The 15,041-nt window shown below is 62.0% G+C and carries 19 protein-coding genes; all 19 read left to right on the top strand.

Annotated elements, in window-relative coordinates; genetic code table 11:
* Positions 1 to 156: 156 nt before the first annotated feature.
* A complete protein-coding gene (locus ACLGGT_RS17515; protein ID WP_437197028.1) occupies positions 157 to 591 on the top strand; it encodes a thermonuclease family protein in 435 nt (144 codons plus the stop codon).
* Positions 592 to 660: 69 nt separating this feature from the next.
* Positions 661 to 2,601: an acetyl/propionyl/methylcrotonyl-CoA carboxylase subunit alpha gene (locus ACLGGT_RS17510; protein WP_437197026.1), complete on the top strand. Its 1,941-nt coding sequence runs from the start codon at positions 661 to 663 to the stop codon at positions 2,599 to 2,601.
* On the top strand, positions 2,598 to 3,257 hold the full coding sequence (locus ACLGGT_RS17505; protein WP_219434416.1) for a glutathione S-transferase family protein: 660 nt from the start codon (positions 2,598 to 2,600) through the stop codon (positions 3,255 to 3,257). The genes ACLGGT_RS17510 and ACLGGT_RS17505 overlap by 4 nt, the downstream gene beginning before the upstream one ends.
* Positions 3,257 to 4,123 (top strand): hydroxymethylglutaryl-CoA lyase, encoded by an 867-nt coding sequence (locus ACLGGT_RS17500; protein ID WP_437197428.1) that lies wholly within the window; start codon positions 3,257 to 3,259, stop codon positions 4,121 to 4,123. Before ACLGGT_RS17505 ends, ACLGGT_RS17500 begins: the two co-directional genes overlap by 1 nt.
* A 13-nt stretch (positions 4,124 to 4,136) precedes the next feature.
* Positions 4,137 to 4,919, top strand: coding sequence for a crotonase/enoyl-CoA hydratase family protein (locus ACLGGT_RS17495; protein ID WP_437197024.1), 783 nt, complete (start codon positions 4,137 to 4,139; stop codon positions 4,917 to 4,919).
* A 220-nt stretch (positions 4,920 to 5,139) separates the two neighbouring features.
* Positions 5,140 to 5,505: an NADH-quinone oxidoreductase subunit A gene (locus tag ACLGGT_RS17490; protein ID WP_037297635.1), complete on the top strand. Its 366-nt coding sequence runs from the start codon at positions 5,140 to 5,142 to the stop codon at positions 5,503 to 5,505.
* Positions 5,496 to 6,029 (top strand): NuoB/complex I 20 kDa subunit family protein, encoded by a 534-nt coding sequence (locus ACLGGT_RS17485; RefSeq protein ID WP_008281002.1) that lies wholly within the window; start codon positions 5,496 to 5,498, stop codon positions 6,027 to 6,029. Before ACLGGT_RS17490 ends, ACLGGT_RS17485 begins: the two co-directional genes overlap by 10 nt.
* A complete protein-coding gene (locus ACLGGT_RS17480) occupies positions 6,026 to 6,628 on the top strand; it encodes an NADH-quinone oxidoreductase subunit C (protein WP_008281001.1) in 603 nt (200 codons plus the stop codon). Before ACLGGT_RS17485 ends, ACLGGT_RS17480 begins: the two co-directional genes overlap by 4 nt.
* On the top strand, positions 6,628 to 7,848 hold the full coding sequence (locus ACLGGT_RS17475; RefSeq protein WP_437197022.1) for an NADH-quinone oxidoreductase subunit D: 1,221 nt from the start codon (positions 6,628 to 6,630) through the stop codon (positions 7,846 to 7,848). The genes ACLGGT_RS17480 and ACLGGT_RS17475 overlap by 1 nt, the downstream gene beginning before the upstream one ends.
* The gene (locus ACLGGT_RS17470) at positions 7,848 to 8,210 is read left to right on the top strand and encodes a hypothetical protein (RefSeq protein ID WP_008280999.1); all 363 of its coding nucleotides are present in this window, start codon (positions 7,848 to 7,850) and stop codon (positions 8,208 to 8,210) included. Before ACLGGT_RS17475 ends, ACLGGT_RS17470 begins: the two co-directional genes overlap by 1 nt.
* A complete protein-coding gene (locus ACLGGT_RS17465) occupies positions 8,207 to 8,440 on the top strand; it encodes a hypothetical protein (RefSeq protein WP_437197020.1) in 234 nt (77 codons plus the stop codon). The genes ACLGGT_RS17470 and ACLGGT_RS17465 overlap by 4 nt, the downstream gene beginning before the upstream one ends.
* The gene (locus tag ACLGGT_RS17460) at positions 8,437 to 8,718 is read left to right on the top strand and encodes a hypothetical protein (RefSeq protein WP_008280997.1); all 282 of its coding nucleotides are present in this window, start codon (positions 8,437 to 8,439) and stop codon (positions 8,716 to 8,718) included. Before ACLGGT_RS17465 ends, ACLGGT_RS17460 begins: the two co-directional genes overlap by 4 nt.
* A 2-nt stretch (positions 8,719 to 8,720) precedes the next feature.
* Complete coding sequence (locus tag ACLGGT_RS17455; protein WP_437197018.1) at positions 8,721 to 9,911, top strand: NADH-quinone oxidoreductase subunit E; 1,191 nt, start codon at positions 8,721 to 8,723, stop codon at positions 9,909 to 9,911.
* 35 nt (positions 9,912 to 9,946) lie between these two features.
* Positions 9,947 to 10,624: an NADH:ubiquinone oxidoreductase gene (locus ACLGGT_RS17450; RefSeq protein ID WP_437197016.1), complete on the top strand. Its 678-nt coding sequence runs from the start codon at positions 9,947 to 9,949 to the stop codon at positions 10,622 to 10,624.
* A complete protein-coding gene (locus ACLGGT_RS17445; protein WP_008280994.1) occupies positions 10,621 to 10,860 on the top strand; it encodes a DUF5337 domain-containing protein in 240 nt (79 codons plus the stop codon). The genes ACLGGT_RS17450 and ACLGGT_RS17445 overlap by 4 nt, the downstream gene beginning before the upstream one ends.
* Before the next feature lie 4 nt (positions 10,861 to 10,864).
* Positions 10,865 to 12,160: an NADH-quinone oxidoreductase subunit NuoF gene (gene nuoF / locus ACLGGT_RS17440; protein ID WP_008280993.1), complete on the top strand. Its 1,296-nt coding sequence runs from the start codon at positions 10,865 to 10,867 to the stop codon at positions 12,158 to 12,160.
* Entirely contained in the window at positions 12,157 to 12,510 is a 354-nt protein-coding gene (locus ACLGGT_RS17435; protein WP_437197015.1) for a hypothetical protein, read from the top strand. The genes nuoF and ACLGGT_RS17435 overlap by 4 nt, the downstream gene beginning before the upstream one ends.
* 124 nt (positions 12,511 to 12,634) lie before the next feature.
* A complete protein-coding gene (locus ACLGGT_RS17430) occupies positions 12,635 to 13,045 on the top strand; it encodes a DUF5333 domain-containing protein (protein ID WP_254700211.1) in 411 nt (136 codons plus the stop codon).
* A gap of 6 nt (positions 13,046 to 13,051) precedes the next feature.
* On the top strand, positions 13,052 to 15,040 hold the full coding sequence (nuoG, locus tag ACLGGT_RS17425) for an NADH-quinone oxidoreductase subunit NuoG (protein ID WP_437197014.1): 1,989 nt from the start codon (positions 13,052 to 13,054) through the stop codon (positions 15,038 to 15,040).
* The last annotated feature ends 1 nt before the right edge of the window (position 15,041 follow it).

The raw sequence follows: 15,041 nt of genomic DNA, 5'->3' as shown, positions 1-15,041 counted from the left end.
AAAGGCAAGATCACCCGCCGTTACAAGGGCCCGCGCCGAGATCCAAAATGGGACGTTGGAACGCCGCCGAACCCGCGCGACCGCTCGCCGTTGCGCCCTGCGCGGTGTAGGTTGCGCGATCGGCTGCTTGATCCCGCGCTTTACAGGCGCGGTGTGATGGTGGCTGCAGCGGTCGCCTTGGTCATCCTGCCGCTTGGGGCGGATGCTGTTGCGACGGTGCGGATCGGTTTGATCGGGCTCACCGGGGCGCAGAGCACTAAGTGTCGTCTGGTGAGTGTGACCGATGGAGACACACTGCGCCTCTATTGCCCAAACCGAGGGTTGATCCAAGCGCGCTTGACCGGGTTCGACACGCCTGAGTTCTTTTCGCCAAAATGTGCGGCCGAGTTCAAGAACGCGCTTCGGGCGAAATGGGCGTTGCGATGGATGCTGATGACATCCAGAGATTTGAAATTTGTCCGCGAAGGGACCGATCATTATGGTCGCGCCTTGGTTTTTGCTTCGGCGGACGGGGTGGCAGTGGCACGCGCCATGATCTCGCGCGGATTGGCGCGACCCTATGATGGCGAGGCGCGGCTGGGATGGTGCTGAGAGGGATCAAAATGAGGCAAGCCGTGGAATTTGAATATTTGAAGACCGATGAATGCGGGGGCGCGCGCCATGTTTGAACGTATCTTGATCGCGAACCGGGGAGAGATTGCCTGTCGGATCATGCGCACGGCGCGGGCGATGGGCGTCGAGGTGGTGGCGGTCTATTCCGACGCGGACCGGGATGCGGCGCATGTGGCGCTGGCGGACCGCGCGGTATGGATCGGCGGCGCGGCCCCGGCGGAGAGTTATTTGCGCGGTGAGGCACTCATTGCGGCGGCGCTGGAAGCTGGGGCTGAGGCCATTCATCCCGGCTATGGGTTTCTGAGTGAGAACCCCGATTTCGTCGAGGCGGTCGCGGCGGCGGGGCTGGTCTTTATCGGGCCGTCGGCGCGGGCCATTCGGGCGATGGGCCTCAAGGATGCCGCGAAAGTGCTGATGGAGCAGGCGGGCGTGCCGGTGGTGCCGGGCTATCACGGGGCCAATCAGGACCCCGAGCATCTGGCCGGGGCGGCGGAGGCCATCGGCTATCCGGTGCTGATCAAGGCCGTGGCGGGCGGCGGCGGCAAGGGCATGCGTCTGGTCGAGCAACCCGAGCACTTTGTCGATGCTCTGGAAAGTGCACAGGGCGAGGCGCGTACGGCGTTTGGCAATGCCGCCGTGCTGATCGAGAAATACATCCAGAAGCCCCGGCATATCGAGGTGCAGGTGTTTGGCGATGGCAGCCGCGCGGTGCATCTTTTTGAGCGGGACTGCTCGCTGCAACGGCGGCATCAGAAGGTGATCGAAGAGGCCCCCGCGCCGGGCATGACCGAGGCGATGCGCGCGGCGATGGGGCAGGCGGCAGTGCGCGCGGCGGAGGCGATTGGCTATAGTGGGGCGGGCACGGTCGAGTTTATCGTCGATGGGTCTGACGGGCTGCGCGCCGACCGGTTCTGGTTCATGGAGATGAACACCCGCTTGCAGGTCGAGCATCCGGTGACCGAGGCGATCACCGGCGTCGATCTGGTCGAATGGCAATTGCGGGTGGCGGCCGGTGAGGGGCTGCCCGCGCAGCAAGAGGATCTGACGATCAACGGCCATGCCTTTGAGGCGCGGATTTATGCCGAGGATGTACCGAAGGGCTTTTTGCCCGCGACGGGGCGGCTCTCGCATCTGGAGTTTCCGGCGCTGGCCCGCGCCGATAGTGGCGTGCGGGCGGGCGATGAGATCAGCCCTTGGTATGATCCGATGATCGCCAAAGTGATCACCCATGGCCCGACGCGCGCTGTGGCGTTGCGGCGTCTATCCGCAGCACTGGAAGGCACAGAAGTGGCTGGCACGGTCACGAACCTTGGGTTTCTGGGGGCCTTGGCGCGGCATGCGGGCTTTGCCGGTGGGCAGGTTGATACCGGGCTGATCGCGCGCGATATCGAGACATTGGTGGTGGTGCCTGAGGCGGGGCCGCAGCATGTAGCCTTGGCCGCACTGGCGGGGCTGGGGCTGCTGGAGGGCGCGCCGTCTGATGCTGGCTTTGTTCTATGGGCCCCGCTGGAGCGTGAGGTGCGATTGATCCATGGCGGTGCAGAGATCGTGGTGCGGGTCGCCACGCAGGGCGCTGCGGCGCATGATCTGCAGGTTGCTGACGTGCGGGTCGAGGCGCGGCATTTGGGCGGCAGTTGGCGGCTGGATGGCCAGCCTGCACCGGCAGTGGCGGTCGATGGCCACCGGATCACGGTATTCGCACGCTATGGGCTGGTCTTTGATCTGGTTGATCCCTTGGCGCGGGAGGGGGCCGCCGGGGGTGATGCCACGTTGATCGAGGCCCCGATGCCGGGGCTGGTCAAGGCGGTCTATGCCACGCCGGGGCAGGCGGTGGTGAAGGGCGACCGGCTGGCGGTGCTGGAGGCGATGAAGATGGAACACAGCCTTTTGGCCGCGCGCGATGGCGTGGTGGCCGAAGTCTTGGTCGCGGCGGGGGATCAGGTCAGCGCCGGGGCGGCGTTGGTGCGGCTGGAGGAGGAGGGCGTATGATCCGGCTTCATCATGTGCCGCTGGCGCGGTCGCTGCGGGTCATGTGGCTTTTGGAGGAGCTGGGGCTGGACTATCAGGTCGCGTATTATTCGATCCGCGACGGCTCGATGCGCAGCGCGGAGTTTCTGGCGCTGTCGCCTGCCGGTCGCGTGCCGGTGCTGGAGCATCAGGGCGCGGTCTGGTTCGAGAGCGGCGCGATTGTGCAGCTTTTGTGCGAGACCTATCCAGAGGCTGGCTTGATGCCTGCGCCGGGGAATGCGGAGCGGGCGCGGTGTCTGGAGATTTTCGGCTATGCCGAAACGGTGGGGTGTCTTTTGGAAAACCTTAATCTCAATCAGGTCTTTTTGCGCCCGCCCGCGCAGCCCGCGCCGGTGGTGGTCAAGCTGCTGAATGCCCGCCTGCGCGCCAGCCTTGCGGCGATGGAGGCGCGGATGGAGGGGGAGTATCTGTTGCCTTCCGGCTTTTCGGCGGCGGATGTGATGTTCGCCTATGGGTTTGAATTGGCGCGATATTACGTTGATCTGGACGCTTATCCGCGCCTTATGGCCTATTGGGCACGATTGCGCGCGCGGCCTGCCTATGTGCGGGCCAAGGCGCGGGACGGGGTGCAGGATCTCTATACCCAAGAGTTTTATCCGGTGCCGGAGGGGGCATGATGGGCGCGCGTGTCGAGATTTTCGAAGTTGGTCCGCGAGACGGGTTGCAGAACGAGGCGCGGCACATTCCCACGCGAGAGAAGATTGCGCTGGTGGATTGTCTGAGCGATGCGGGCTTTGCGCGGATCGAAGTGGCAAGTTTCGTCAGCCCCAAATGGGTGCCACAGATGGCGGATTCGGGCGAGGTGCTGCGCGGTATTCGGCGCGCGCCGGGGGTGCGCTATGCAGCACTTGCACCGAATATGCGCGGGCTTCACGATGCGCTCGAGGCGGGGGCAGATGAGGTGGCGATCTTTGGTTCTGCGTCAGAGGGGTTCTCGCGGGCCAATATCAACGCCACGATTGACGAAAGCCTTGCGCGGTTCGCGCCGGTGATGGCGGCGGCGGGGGCCGAAGGGCTGCGGGTGCGGGGCTATGTGTCTTGTGTGGTCGAGTGCCCCTATGACGGGCCGGTGGCCCCGTCCGAAGTGGCGCGGGTGGCCGAAGCGCTTTGGGCGATGGGGTGTTACGAGATCAGCCTTGGCGACACCATCGGGCGCGGCAGCCCCGAGGCGGTTGCCGCGATGCTGGCGGCGGTTGCCGAGGTGGTGCCGGTGGAGCGTTTGGCGGGGCATTTCCACGATACGTCGGGCCGCGCCCTTGAGAATATCGAGGTGGCCTTGGCGCAGGGGGTGCGGGTGTTCGATGCGGCTGTGGGCGGTCTTGGGGGGTGTCCCTATGCGCCGGGGGCGGCGGGAAATGTGGCCACTGAAGCCGTTCATGCGCGGCTTGCGGCGCTTGGGTATGAGACTGGGCTGGATGCGGGCGTGTTGGCGCGGGCGGCAGATATGGCGCGGGCGATGCGCGGTGCGGGGCAAGACTCGTGACAAGGGGATGGCGATGAGCGAGACGATCAGCATCAAGAGAGACGCGCGGGGGGTGGCAACCCTTACGCTGGCGCGGGAAGACAAGCATAATGCCATGTCGGCGCAGATGATTGCGGAATTGCATGAGGCCGCCGAAGCACTGGGTGCGGATGACGGCGTGCGGGTTGTTGTTCTGGCGGCGCGCGGCAAGACATTTTGCGCGGGGGGCGATCTGGGCTGGATGCGCGATCAGTTCGACGCCGAACCCGTGCAGCGCGGGCGTGAGGCCGCCAAGCTGGCGCAGATGCTGCGCGCGCTCGATTCGATGCCCAAGCCATTGATTGGCCGGGTGCAGGGGAATGCCTTTGGCGGAGGTATCGGCCTGATGAGCGTTTGCGATGTGGCGATTGGGGCGGATCACGCGCTGATGGCGCTGACCGAGACGCGTCTTGGGCTGATCCCGGCCACGATTGGCCCTTATGTGGTGGCGCGGATGGGGGCGGCCCGCGCGCGGCGCGTTTTCATGTCTGGCCGCCGGTTCGACGCCGCCGAGGCGGTGCAGCTTGGCCTATTGGCGCGGGCGGTGCCCGAGGCGGACCTAGAGGCCGCTGTTGAGGCGGAAGTTGCGCCCTATCTTGACTGCGCGCCGGGTGCTGTTGGGCAGGCCAAGGCGCTGGTGCGCGCGCTTGGTCCGCGCATTGACGAGGATACGATTGCCATGACGATCAGCGCGTTGACGGACTGCTGGGAAGGGGCGGAGGCGCGCGAAGGCATCGGGGCTTTTTTCGAGCGACGCAAACCGCACTGGCAAGGCTGAGTCGCGCGGATTTGCCGCGTTCCGGCATGTGAAAACGCTGCTCTGCGGGGTTTTCCGGGCTTATTCGGCATACCGTCGCATGCAAAACGCGAAAATCCGGCGTTTGAGGGGGGCAAACCTGCGCGCGCTCGGTTGACCCCTGACCGGGGCGGGTTTAAACCCGGCGTAGTCATGCAGCCATCTTGATGCGCCGATCCATGCGCATGAAAGGAGCCACCTCGTGGAAGAGATGCTGAGGGAATACCTTCCCATCCTCGTTTTCCTGGCCGTTGCCATTGGATTGGGCCTTGTTCTGATCCTCGCCGCCGTTGTTCTGGCCGTGCGCAACCCCGATCCCGAAAAGGTCAGCGCGTATGAATGCGGCTTTAACGCCTTTGACGATGCGCGGATGAAGTTCGACGTGCGATTCTACCTCGTGTCGATCCTGTTCATCATTTTCGACCTCGAAATTGCGCTGCTGTTTCCATGGGCTGTCGCGTTTCAGGATCTGAGCATGACGGCGTTCTGGTCGATGATGGTGTTTCTGGCCGTGCTGACCGCCGGGTTTGCCTATGAATGGCGCAAAGGAGCGATGGAATGGCAGTGATGACGGGTGCCCATACCGCAGGGCCGGATCGCGAGGTTGCAACGCAAGCGCTGAATGCCGAGTTGCAGGACAAAGGTTTTCTGCTGACCTCGACCGAGGATATCATCAATTGGGCGCGCACCGGGTCGTTGCACTGGATGACCTTTGGTCTGGCCTGCTGCGCGGTCGAGATGATGCACACCGCCATGCCGCGCTATGATGTGGAGCGCTTTGGCTTTGCGCCGCGCGCCAGCCCACGTCAATCGGATGTGATGATCGTGGCGGGAACGCTGACCAACAAGATGGCCCCCGCGCTGCGCAAGGTCTATGACCAGATGCCCGAGCCGCGGTATGTGATCTCGATGGGTTCCTGTGCCAATGGCGGCGGCTATTACCACTACAGCTATAGCGTTGTGCGCGGCTGCGACCGCATCGTGCCGGTTGATATCTATGTGCCGGGTTGCCCGCCGACCGCCGAGGCGCTGGTTTACGGTATCCTGCAATTGCAACGCAAGATTCGCCGCACGGGGACGATTGTCAGATGAGCGCAACACTCAAGGAACTTGGCGGCTATATCGAGCATAAGCGCGGCGATTGTGTGCTGGGCTGGGATGTCGCCTTTGGCGAATTGACGGTGGATGTGGCGCTGAACCATATTGATGGGTTGGCGGAGTTTCTGAAAACCGACCAGAACTGTGCCTTTTCCACGCTGGTGGATATTACGGCGGTGGATTACCCCGACCGGGCCAAGCGGTTCGATGTCGTCTATCATTTCCTCAGCATGTATCAGAACCACCGCATCCGTTTGCGCGTGGCTGTGCGTGATGAAGATATGGTACCCTCGATCACCGAGGCCTATCCGGCGGCCAATTGGTTCGAGCGCGAAGTGTTTGATATGTTTGGTATCCTCTTTTCTGGCCACCCGGATTTGCGGCGTATCCTGACCGATTACGGGTTTCGCGGGCATCCGCTGCGCAAGGATTTCCCGACCACGGGCTATACCGAAGTGCGCTATGACGAGGTGCAAAAGCGCGTGGTTTATGAGCCTGTGAGCCTGGTGCAGGAATACCGGCAGTTCGATTTCATGAGCCCGTGGGAGGGTGCCGAATACATCCTGCCTGGTGATGAGAAGGGGGCGAAGTGATGGACGGCAGCAAAGGTTTCGATGACGCCCTGACCGGCGAGCAGAAGATCCGCAATTTCAACATCAACTTTGGGCCGCAACACCCTGCAGCACATGGCGTTTTGCGTCTGGTGTTGGAGCTGGACGGCGAGTTGGTGGAGCGCTGTGATCCGCATATCGGCCTGCTGCATCGCGGCACCGAAAAGCTGATGGAGAGCCGCACCTATCTGCAAAACCTGCCTTATTTTGACCGGCTGGATTATGTGGCGCCGATGAATCAGGAACATGCCTGGTGTCTGGCGATCGAAAAGCTGACAGGGGTCGAGGTGCCGCGCCGGGCAAGCCTTATTCGGGTGCTGTATTGCGAGATTGGGCGCGTTCTTAATCACCTGTTGAACGTCACCACGCAGGCGATGGATGTGGGCGCGCTGACGCCGCCGCTCTGGGGCTTTGAAGAGCGCGAAAAGCTGATGGTGTTCTATGAGCGGGCCTGCGGCGCGCGTTTGCACGCGGCCTATTTCCGCCCCGGTGGCGTGCATCAGGATCTGCCGCCGGCGTTGATTGACGATATCGAGACCTGGGCCAATGAATTCCCTCGCGTGCTGGATGATATCGACGGGCTTTTGACCGAAAACCGCATCTTCAAGCAACGCAATGCTGATATTGGCATTATCAGCCAGCAAGAGGCGCTTGATTGGGGCTTTAGCGGTGTGATGGTGCGCGGGTCTGGCATGGCGTGGGATTTGCGCCGCGCGCAGCCCTATGAGTGCTATGACGAGTTCGATTTCCTCGTTCCGGTGGGCAAGAATGGCGACTGCTGTGATCGCTATCTGTGCCGGATGGAAGAAATGCGCCAATCCCTGCGGATCATCCATCAGGCGATTGCCAAATTGCGCGCGCCCGAGGGGCAGGGCGATATTCTGGCGCGGGGCAAGATCACCCCGCCTGCGCGCGCTGAGATGAAGCGCTCGATGGAAGCGCTTATTCACCACTTCAAGCTCTATACCGAAGGCTTCCGCGTGCCTGAGGGCGAAGTTTATGCCGCTGTCGAGGCCCCCAAGGGTGAGTTTGGCGTGTATCTGGTCGCGGATGGCACCAACCGCCCTTACCGCGCCAAGCTGCGCGCGCCGGGGTTTTTGCATTTGCAGGCGATGGACCATGTCGCCAAAGGGCATCAACTGGCCGATGTGGCGGCGATCATCGGGACGATGGACGTCGTCTTTGGGGAGATCGACCGGTAATGAGCTGGGCGAGCCTTGCCATAGCGCTTTCGGGCGCGGGGGTGCTGGTGACGGGGGCATTGGCGGCCCTGTTCCTGCGCGACCCGGTGGCAGGCATGGTGGCAACAAGCCATCGCGCCGAGCAACTGCCGCAGGTTATGGCCAATCGCTATGTGGCAATGCTGGTGCTGGCGGTCGGGGCGACTGTGTACGGGGATTTAAAGGTGATCGCGCTTCTTTTCGCGGCGTTCGCCTATATGGCGTTTCATGATTCCTGGATCTACGCCCGTGCGGGGCAGGCGGTGAGCAAACACATCGGCGCGGGAATCGCAGCTTTGATCGTGTTCGGTGTAACGGTTTTGGCGATTGGGCAGGGGTCATGAGCGGTTTTGATACGCTGACGGTTTGCGCGCCGGTCGCTGATTTCGCGGGTGCGCGTGGCGCGCGTGCCGGTCACCTATCGCCCTCTCATCCCGGCAAGAGGGTACCAGAGGCCGGGTTGGCCGACACGGGGCTGCATCTGGTCATCGGCAGGATTTTTCAAGAGGGGGAGGTGGTGACGAACACCAATCATATCTCCGCCTCGATTTCACAAGAGGTGTGTGCCCTATGATCATGGTGCGTCTTGCGGCACTGGCCGCGTTTGGAGTTTTGGCCGGATGTGCCCTGCCGCCAGAGGGTGTGGGCGCAGAGGGTATTGCCCGTTATGATGCGGCCGCAAAATCCTTGGGGTGCCGCCTTGTGACCGAGCCAGACTATCTGGCTGCTGAAATCCAGACCGGGTTGGAGCGGCAGCAACTGCTTGACATCACCGCCTATAAACTGTCCTCGGGCGGAGCCGTTCGGCTGCCTGATGGGGGCGTGAAACTGACTACAGGAGCCTGTGCCTGAGAATGCTACGTCGTCTCTATCATCAACAGCCCGAGAGTTTTGCCTTTAGCCCCGCCAATCAGGCCTGGGCCGAGGGGCAGATCAGCAAATATCCCGAGGGTCGTCAGGCCAGCGCGATCATCCCGCTTTTGTGGCGCGCGCAGGAGCAGGAGGGCTGGCTGAGCCGTCCGGCAATCGAGCATGTGGCTGACATGCTGGCGATGGATTACATCCGCGCCCTTGAGGTGGCGACGTTCTATTTCATGTTCCAGTTGCAGCCTGTGGGCAGCGTGGCACATTTCCAGATTTGCGGCACCACCACCTGTATGATCTGCGGTGCCGAGGATCTGATTGCCGTATGCAAAGACAAGATCGCGCCCAAGGCGTTTGATCTGTCGGCGGATGGCAAGTTTTCCTGGGAAGAGGTGGAATGCCTTGGGGCCTGTGCCAATGCGCCCATGGCGCAGATCGGCAAGGATTATTACGAGGATCTGACCGCCGCCCGCTTTGCCGAGATTATCGACGATTTGGCGGCAGGCAAGGTGCCTGTGCCGGGGCCGCAGAATGGCCGCTATGCCGCCGAGCCGAAATCGGGGCTGACCAGCCTCAAGGATTTTGACAGTGGCCGCGCACAGTATAATGCCAGCGTGCAAGCGGCGGTTGATATTGGCGATACGGTCAAGCGGATTGATGGGACTGAGGTGCCGCTGTTGACACCCTGGCGTGACAAGGGCGCGATGCACAAGCCCGCGCCATCAGCCGTCAAGCAGAACGCAGAGCCTGTGGCCATTGTGACCAAGGTTTCCCCTGCCACGCCTGCGGATGCCACCGGAGCCACAAAGGCCGAGGCACAGGCCACACCGACGGCGAAGCCAGCGGTTGAACCGGCGGCCAAGCCCGTGAAGGCCGGGGCCGAGCCCACGCCGGGCAAAAAGCCCAAAGTGCTGAGCGCACCGCGCGAGAGTGGCGCGGATGATCTGAAGATGATCAAAGGTGTCGGCCCCAAGCTGGAGCAGCTTTTGCACAGCATGGGTTTTTACCACTTTGACCAGATCGCAAAATGGACGGAGGAAGAGATCAGTTGGGTCGATCAGAACCTTGAGGGTTTCAAGGGGCGGGTCAGCCGGGACAACTGGGTTGAGCAGGCAAGATTGTTGGCTGACGGCAAGGAGACGGAGTTCTCTGCCCGGGCCAAGAAAGGTGGCGTCTACTGAATACGCCTGGCTGAACACAACAGGGGGTAACTGTCATGTCTGATACGTCGAAACTGAGCACTTGCCAGATCATAAGCTGGGGCCTCGCGCTCTTGTCTGGGGTTCTGGTGATCTGGTCCACATCCGGAGCGGTTGGGTTCTTTGCCGCGCTTTTGTTGGGGCTGGCCTTTGCGGTGTTCTTTGGTCTGGTCATCACCGGTCTGGTCTGCACCGGCTATAACGCTGGGGATCGCGGGATCGAGGTGCGGGATGTCGAGGCGACGTTGCGGGATATGACGGGGATTACCGGCTACAAGGCGCCGGATGTCGAGGAGGAGGCCCCAACACCTGCCGCCTCTCCGGTGGCCTCTCCGGCGCAATCGGCGTCTGTGAGTGTGGCGGCGGCACCGGTTGAGGTGGAAGCAGAGGCAGATGCAGAGGGCACGAAGCCTGCGGCGCTTGCGGCCCCGCGTGATGGTGCGGCGGATGATCTCAAGCAGATCAAGGGCGTAGGGCCCAAACTTGAAGTGCTGTGTCACGAACTGGGCTTTTATCACTTTGACCAGATCGCGGGCTGGTCGGCAGCAGAGGTTGCTTGGGTCGATCAGAACCTTAAAGGGTTCAAGGGCCGGGTCAGCCGGGACAATTGGGTCGAACAGGCCAAGATCCTCGCCGCAGGAGGCGAGACAGAGTTTTCCAATCGCGTCGCACATGGCGGCGTTTACGAGGAATGATGCAAGCGATGCGCGGGCAAGACAGAGACAGGCAAATGGCACGCAAGGGCCGCACCGTGGGTGTGGTGATTGCGGCGACCATGCTGATCTGGATGGCGGCGCAATGGCTGGGCGCGCAGATGGGATGGCCGATCCGGTTCGTCTTTCTGTTCGATCTGGCCGCCATCGCCGCCTTTATCTGGGCGTTGGTGGTGACTTATCAAATCTGGCGCTTGCGCCGGGATAATCAGGGGTAGCGGAATGCTCAAGGACCAGGACCGTATCTTTACCAATCTCTACGGGATGCATGATCGCAGCCTCAAGGGGGCCTTGGCGCGTGGGCATTGGGATGGCACGGCCAAGATATTGCAGAACGGGCGTGACTGGATCGTGAACCAGATGAAGGCCAGCGGGCTGCGCGGGCGCGGCGGCGCGGGCTTTCCAACGGGCCTGAAATGGTCGTTCATGCCCAAGGAAAGCGACGGGCGGCCATCCTATCTGGTGGTGAATGCGGATGAATCCGAGCCGGGCACCTGCAAAGACCGCGAGATCATGCGCCATGATCCCCATACGCTGATCGAAGGCTGTCTGATCGCGTCCTTCGCGATGAATGCGCATGCCTGCTATATCTATATTCGCGGCGAATATATCCGCGAGAAAGAGGCGCTCCAGACCGCGATTGACGAGGCTTATGCCGCCGGTCTGGTGGGCAAGAACGCCTGCAAATCCGGCTGGGATTTCGACATCTACCTGCATCATGGCGCGGGTGCCTATATCTGTGGCGAGGAAACGGCCCTGCTCGAAAGCCTTGAGGGCAAGAAGGGGATGCCCCGGATGAAGCCGCCGTTCCCGGCGGGGGCTGGTCTTTATGGTTGCCCGACGACGGTGAACAATGTGGAATCGATTGCGGTGGTGCCCACCATCCTGCGGCGCGGGCCAGAGTGGTTTTCAGGCTTTGGCCGACCCAACAATTCAGGCACCAAGCTTTTTGCGATTTCGGGACATGTGAATAACCCCTGCGTGGTTGAAGAGGCCATGTCGATCACGTTCGAGGAATTGATCGAGAAACATTGCGGCGGCATTCGCGGCGGTTGGGACAACCTCAAGGCTGTTATTCCCGGCGGGTCGTCTGTGCCCTGCATTCGCGGCGAATTCATGCGCGAGGCGATCATGGATTTTGATTACCTGCGCGAGCAGCGGTCGGGCCTTGGCACCGCAGCGGTGATCGTGATGGATAAATCGACCGACATGATCAAGGCGATCTGGCGGCTCTCGAAATTCTACAAGCATGAAAGCTGTGGGCAGTGCACGCCCTGCCGGGAGGGCACCGGCTGGATGATGCGGGTCATGGATCGTCTGGTTCGGGGCGAGGCAGAGGTCGAGGAAATCGACATGCTGCTTGACGTGACCAAGCAGGTTGAGGGCCACACAATCTGCGCGCTAGGCGATGCGGCGGCGTGGCCCATTCAGGGCCTTATCCGCAACTTCCGCGACGAGATCGAGGACCGGATCAAGGCCAAACGCACCGGTCGCGTCAGCGCAGTGGCGGCGGAATGAGCGTGCTGCAGAAATACCGCCGGGGCGGGCTGTTTGTGATCGCGTTGGCTATGCTTGTCGGCTGTGCCCAGCGCGAAGAGCGTGTGCTGTTCAACGGCAACTATTACCCCGGCAAGGCGCGGGCCGAAAAGGAAGACCGACGCAATTTCACCGCCTTTGTGCGGCGGGCCGGTCGTGGGGTCGAAGGCGCACAGCAAGCGGCGCTTTATGAGGCGACGCGCTATTGTCTGGATAATTTCGGCACGTCCGAGATTGAATGGATTGGCGTTCCTGCGGGTGCAGAAGGGCCTGTCTATGCGCGTTCCGGGGATACGGTATCGGTGAGGGGACGCTGTATCATATGGTCATAAACCGTTTCATATCAGGGGTTTGCCACGCTTGCTATTGCATAGCAGGCGGCATCGGACCCATCTGCGATGCAGATGGGCGTGCCGTGATGGCCTGCGCCTGCACTGATATGAAAGGAATGATCTGATGCGTATGATCCTGTCTTTTGTCCTGAGCCTTGGTCTGGGTGTTTCGAGCGGCGTGGCCGCTGTGCGTGCCGGATCGCTGGCGCAAGAGGCCGATATCAATCAGGGCCTGTTTTACATGGCGGTCGCCGATGAAATCCGCAAACGCTGTGGTGACATCTCGCCACGGGTTATGACCGCGATTTCTTATATGCGCGCGCTCAAAGCCGAGGCGCAGTCGCGCGGTTACACCGAGGCCGAGATTGACGCCTATATCTCGGACAAAGCCGAGAAGAGAAAGATACGCGGGCGCAGTGACGACTATATCCGGTCGATGGGGGCGATGCCCAATGACGGCCCGAGTCTGTGCGACCTTGGCCGAGCAGAAATCGCGAAACAGAGCCCGATCGGCAAGTTTCTGAAAGCAAAGTGAGATACCATGGCTGACCTACGCAAGATCATCATCGACGATCAAGAGATCGAGGTCGAGGGCGCAATGACCCTCATTCAGGCTTGTGAACAGGCCGGGGTCGAAGTGCCGCGTTTTTGCTATCACGAGCGTCTGTCGATTGCTGGGAATTGCCGGATGTGTCTGGTCGAGGTCGTGGGCGGGCCGCCGAAACCGGCCGCAAGCTGTGCCATGCAGGTCAAGGATCTGCGGCCCGGCCCGGATGGCACGCCGCCGGTAGTCAAGACCAACAGCCCCATGGTCAAGAAGGCCCGCGAGGGGGTGATGGAGTTTCTGCTTATCAACCACCCGCTGGATTGCCCGATCTGCGATCAGGGCGGCGAGTGTGACTTGCAGGATCAGGCCATGGCCTATGGCGTTGATTTCAGCCGCTACCGCGAGCCCAAGCGGGCGAGCGAGGATCTTGATCTTGGCCCGCTGGTCGAGACCCATATGACGCGCTGCATCTCTTGCACGCGCTGTGTGCGTTTCACCTCTGAGGTGGCCGGCATCATGCAGATGGGCCAGACCGGGCGCGGTGAAGATGCCGAGATCACCAGCTATCTGGGTCAAACGCTCGATAGCAATTTGCAGGGCAATATCATCGACCTGTGTCCGGTGGGGGCGCTTGTAAGCAAGCCTTATGCCTTTACCGCGCGCCCGTGGGAATTGACCAAGACCGAGACCATCGACGTGATGGACGCGCTTGGCAGCAATATCCGCGTTGATTGCAAGGGGCGCGAGGTGATGCGCATCCTGCCGCGCAATCCTGACGGCGTGAACGAGGAATGGATTTCCGACAAGACACGGTTTGTCTGGGACGGGTTGCGGCGTCAGCGCCTGGACCGGCCCTATGTCCGGGAGAATGGCAAGCTGCGGGTGGCCACATGGCCCGAGGCCTTGGCCAAGGTGGCAGGTGCCATCAAGGGGGCCAAGAAACTGGCCGGTTTGGTGGGCGATCTTGTGCCGGTCGAGGCGGCCTTTGCGCTCAAGGCGTTGATCGAGGGGCAGGGTGGCCATGTGGAATGCCGCACTGACACTGCCCGTCTGCCCGCAGGCAATCGCAGCGGCTATGTTGGGAATGTCCGTATCGAGGATCTTGATACGGCCAAGAATGTGGTGCTGATTGGCACCGATCCTCGGGTTGAAGCGCCGGTGCTGAATGCGCGTTTGCGCAAGGCGTGGATCAAGGGGGCCAATATCACGCTGGTTGGCCCCAAGGTTGATCTTACCTATGACTACACCCATGCGGGCACGGATCGTGCCGCGCTTGGCGGGCTGAGCGTGCCTGAGGATACGATTGTCATCGTCGGCATGGGCGCACTGCGCGAGGCCGATGGCGCGGCGGTGCTGGCTGCGGCTATGGCGCTGTCTGGCCGGATGCTGGTGCTGCATACTGCGGCCGGGCGTGTTGGTGCGATGGATGTGGGCGCTGTGACCGAGGGCGGGCTAGAGGCCGCAATCGACGGCGCCGATGTGATCTATAACCTTGGGGCGGATGAGGTTGATATCGCGGCGGGGCCGTTGGTGATCTATCAGGGCAGCCATGGTGATCGCGGCGCGCATCGCGCCGATGTGATCCTGCCGGGCGCAGCCTATACCGAGGAGCAGGGGCTGTTCGTCAATACCGAAGGTCGCCCGCAATTGGCGTTGCGCGCCGGTTTTGCCCCCGGTGACGCCAAGGAAAACTGGGCCATTCTTCGGGCGCTGAGTGGCGAATTGGGCGCGGTTCTGCCTTATGACAGCATCGCGCAGTTGCGTCAGGCGCTGGTCAAGGCGGTGCCGCATCTCAAGAAGGTGGATCAGGTGCCCGCGAATGACTGGCAACCGCTGGAAACATCCGCGCTTGGCAAGGCTGATTTCCGGCTCGCGATTGCGGATTTCTATCTGACCAACCCGATTGCCCGCGCGAGCGAGCTGATGGCGGAATTGAGTGCCAATGCCAAGGCGCGTGGCACGCAACCGATGGCGGCAGAGTGAG

The sequence above is a fragment of the Roseovarius sp. MS2 genome (assembly GCF_051447875.1).
GTDB lineage: Bacteria > Pseudomonadota > Alphaproteobacteria > Rhodobacterales > Rhodobacteraceae > Roseovarius > Roseovarius mucosus_A.
This window is presented reverse-complemented; position numbering and strand designations above follow the sequence as displayed.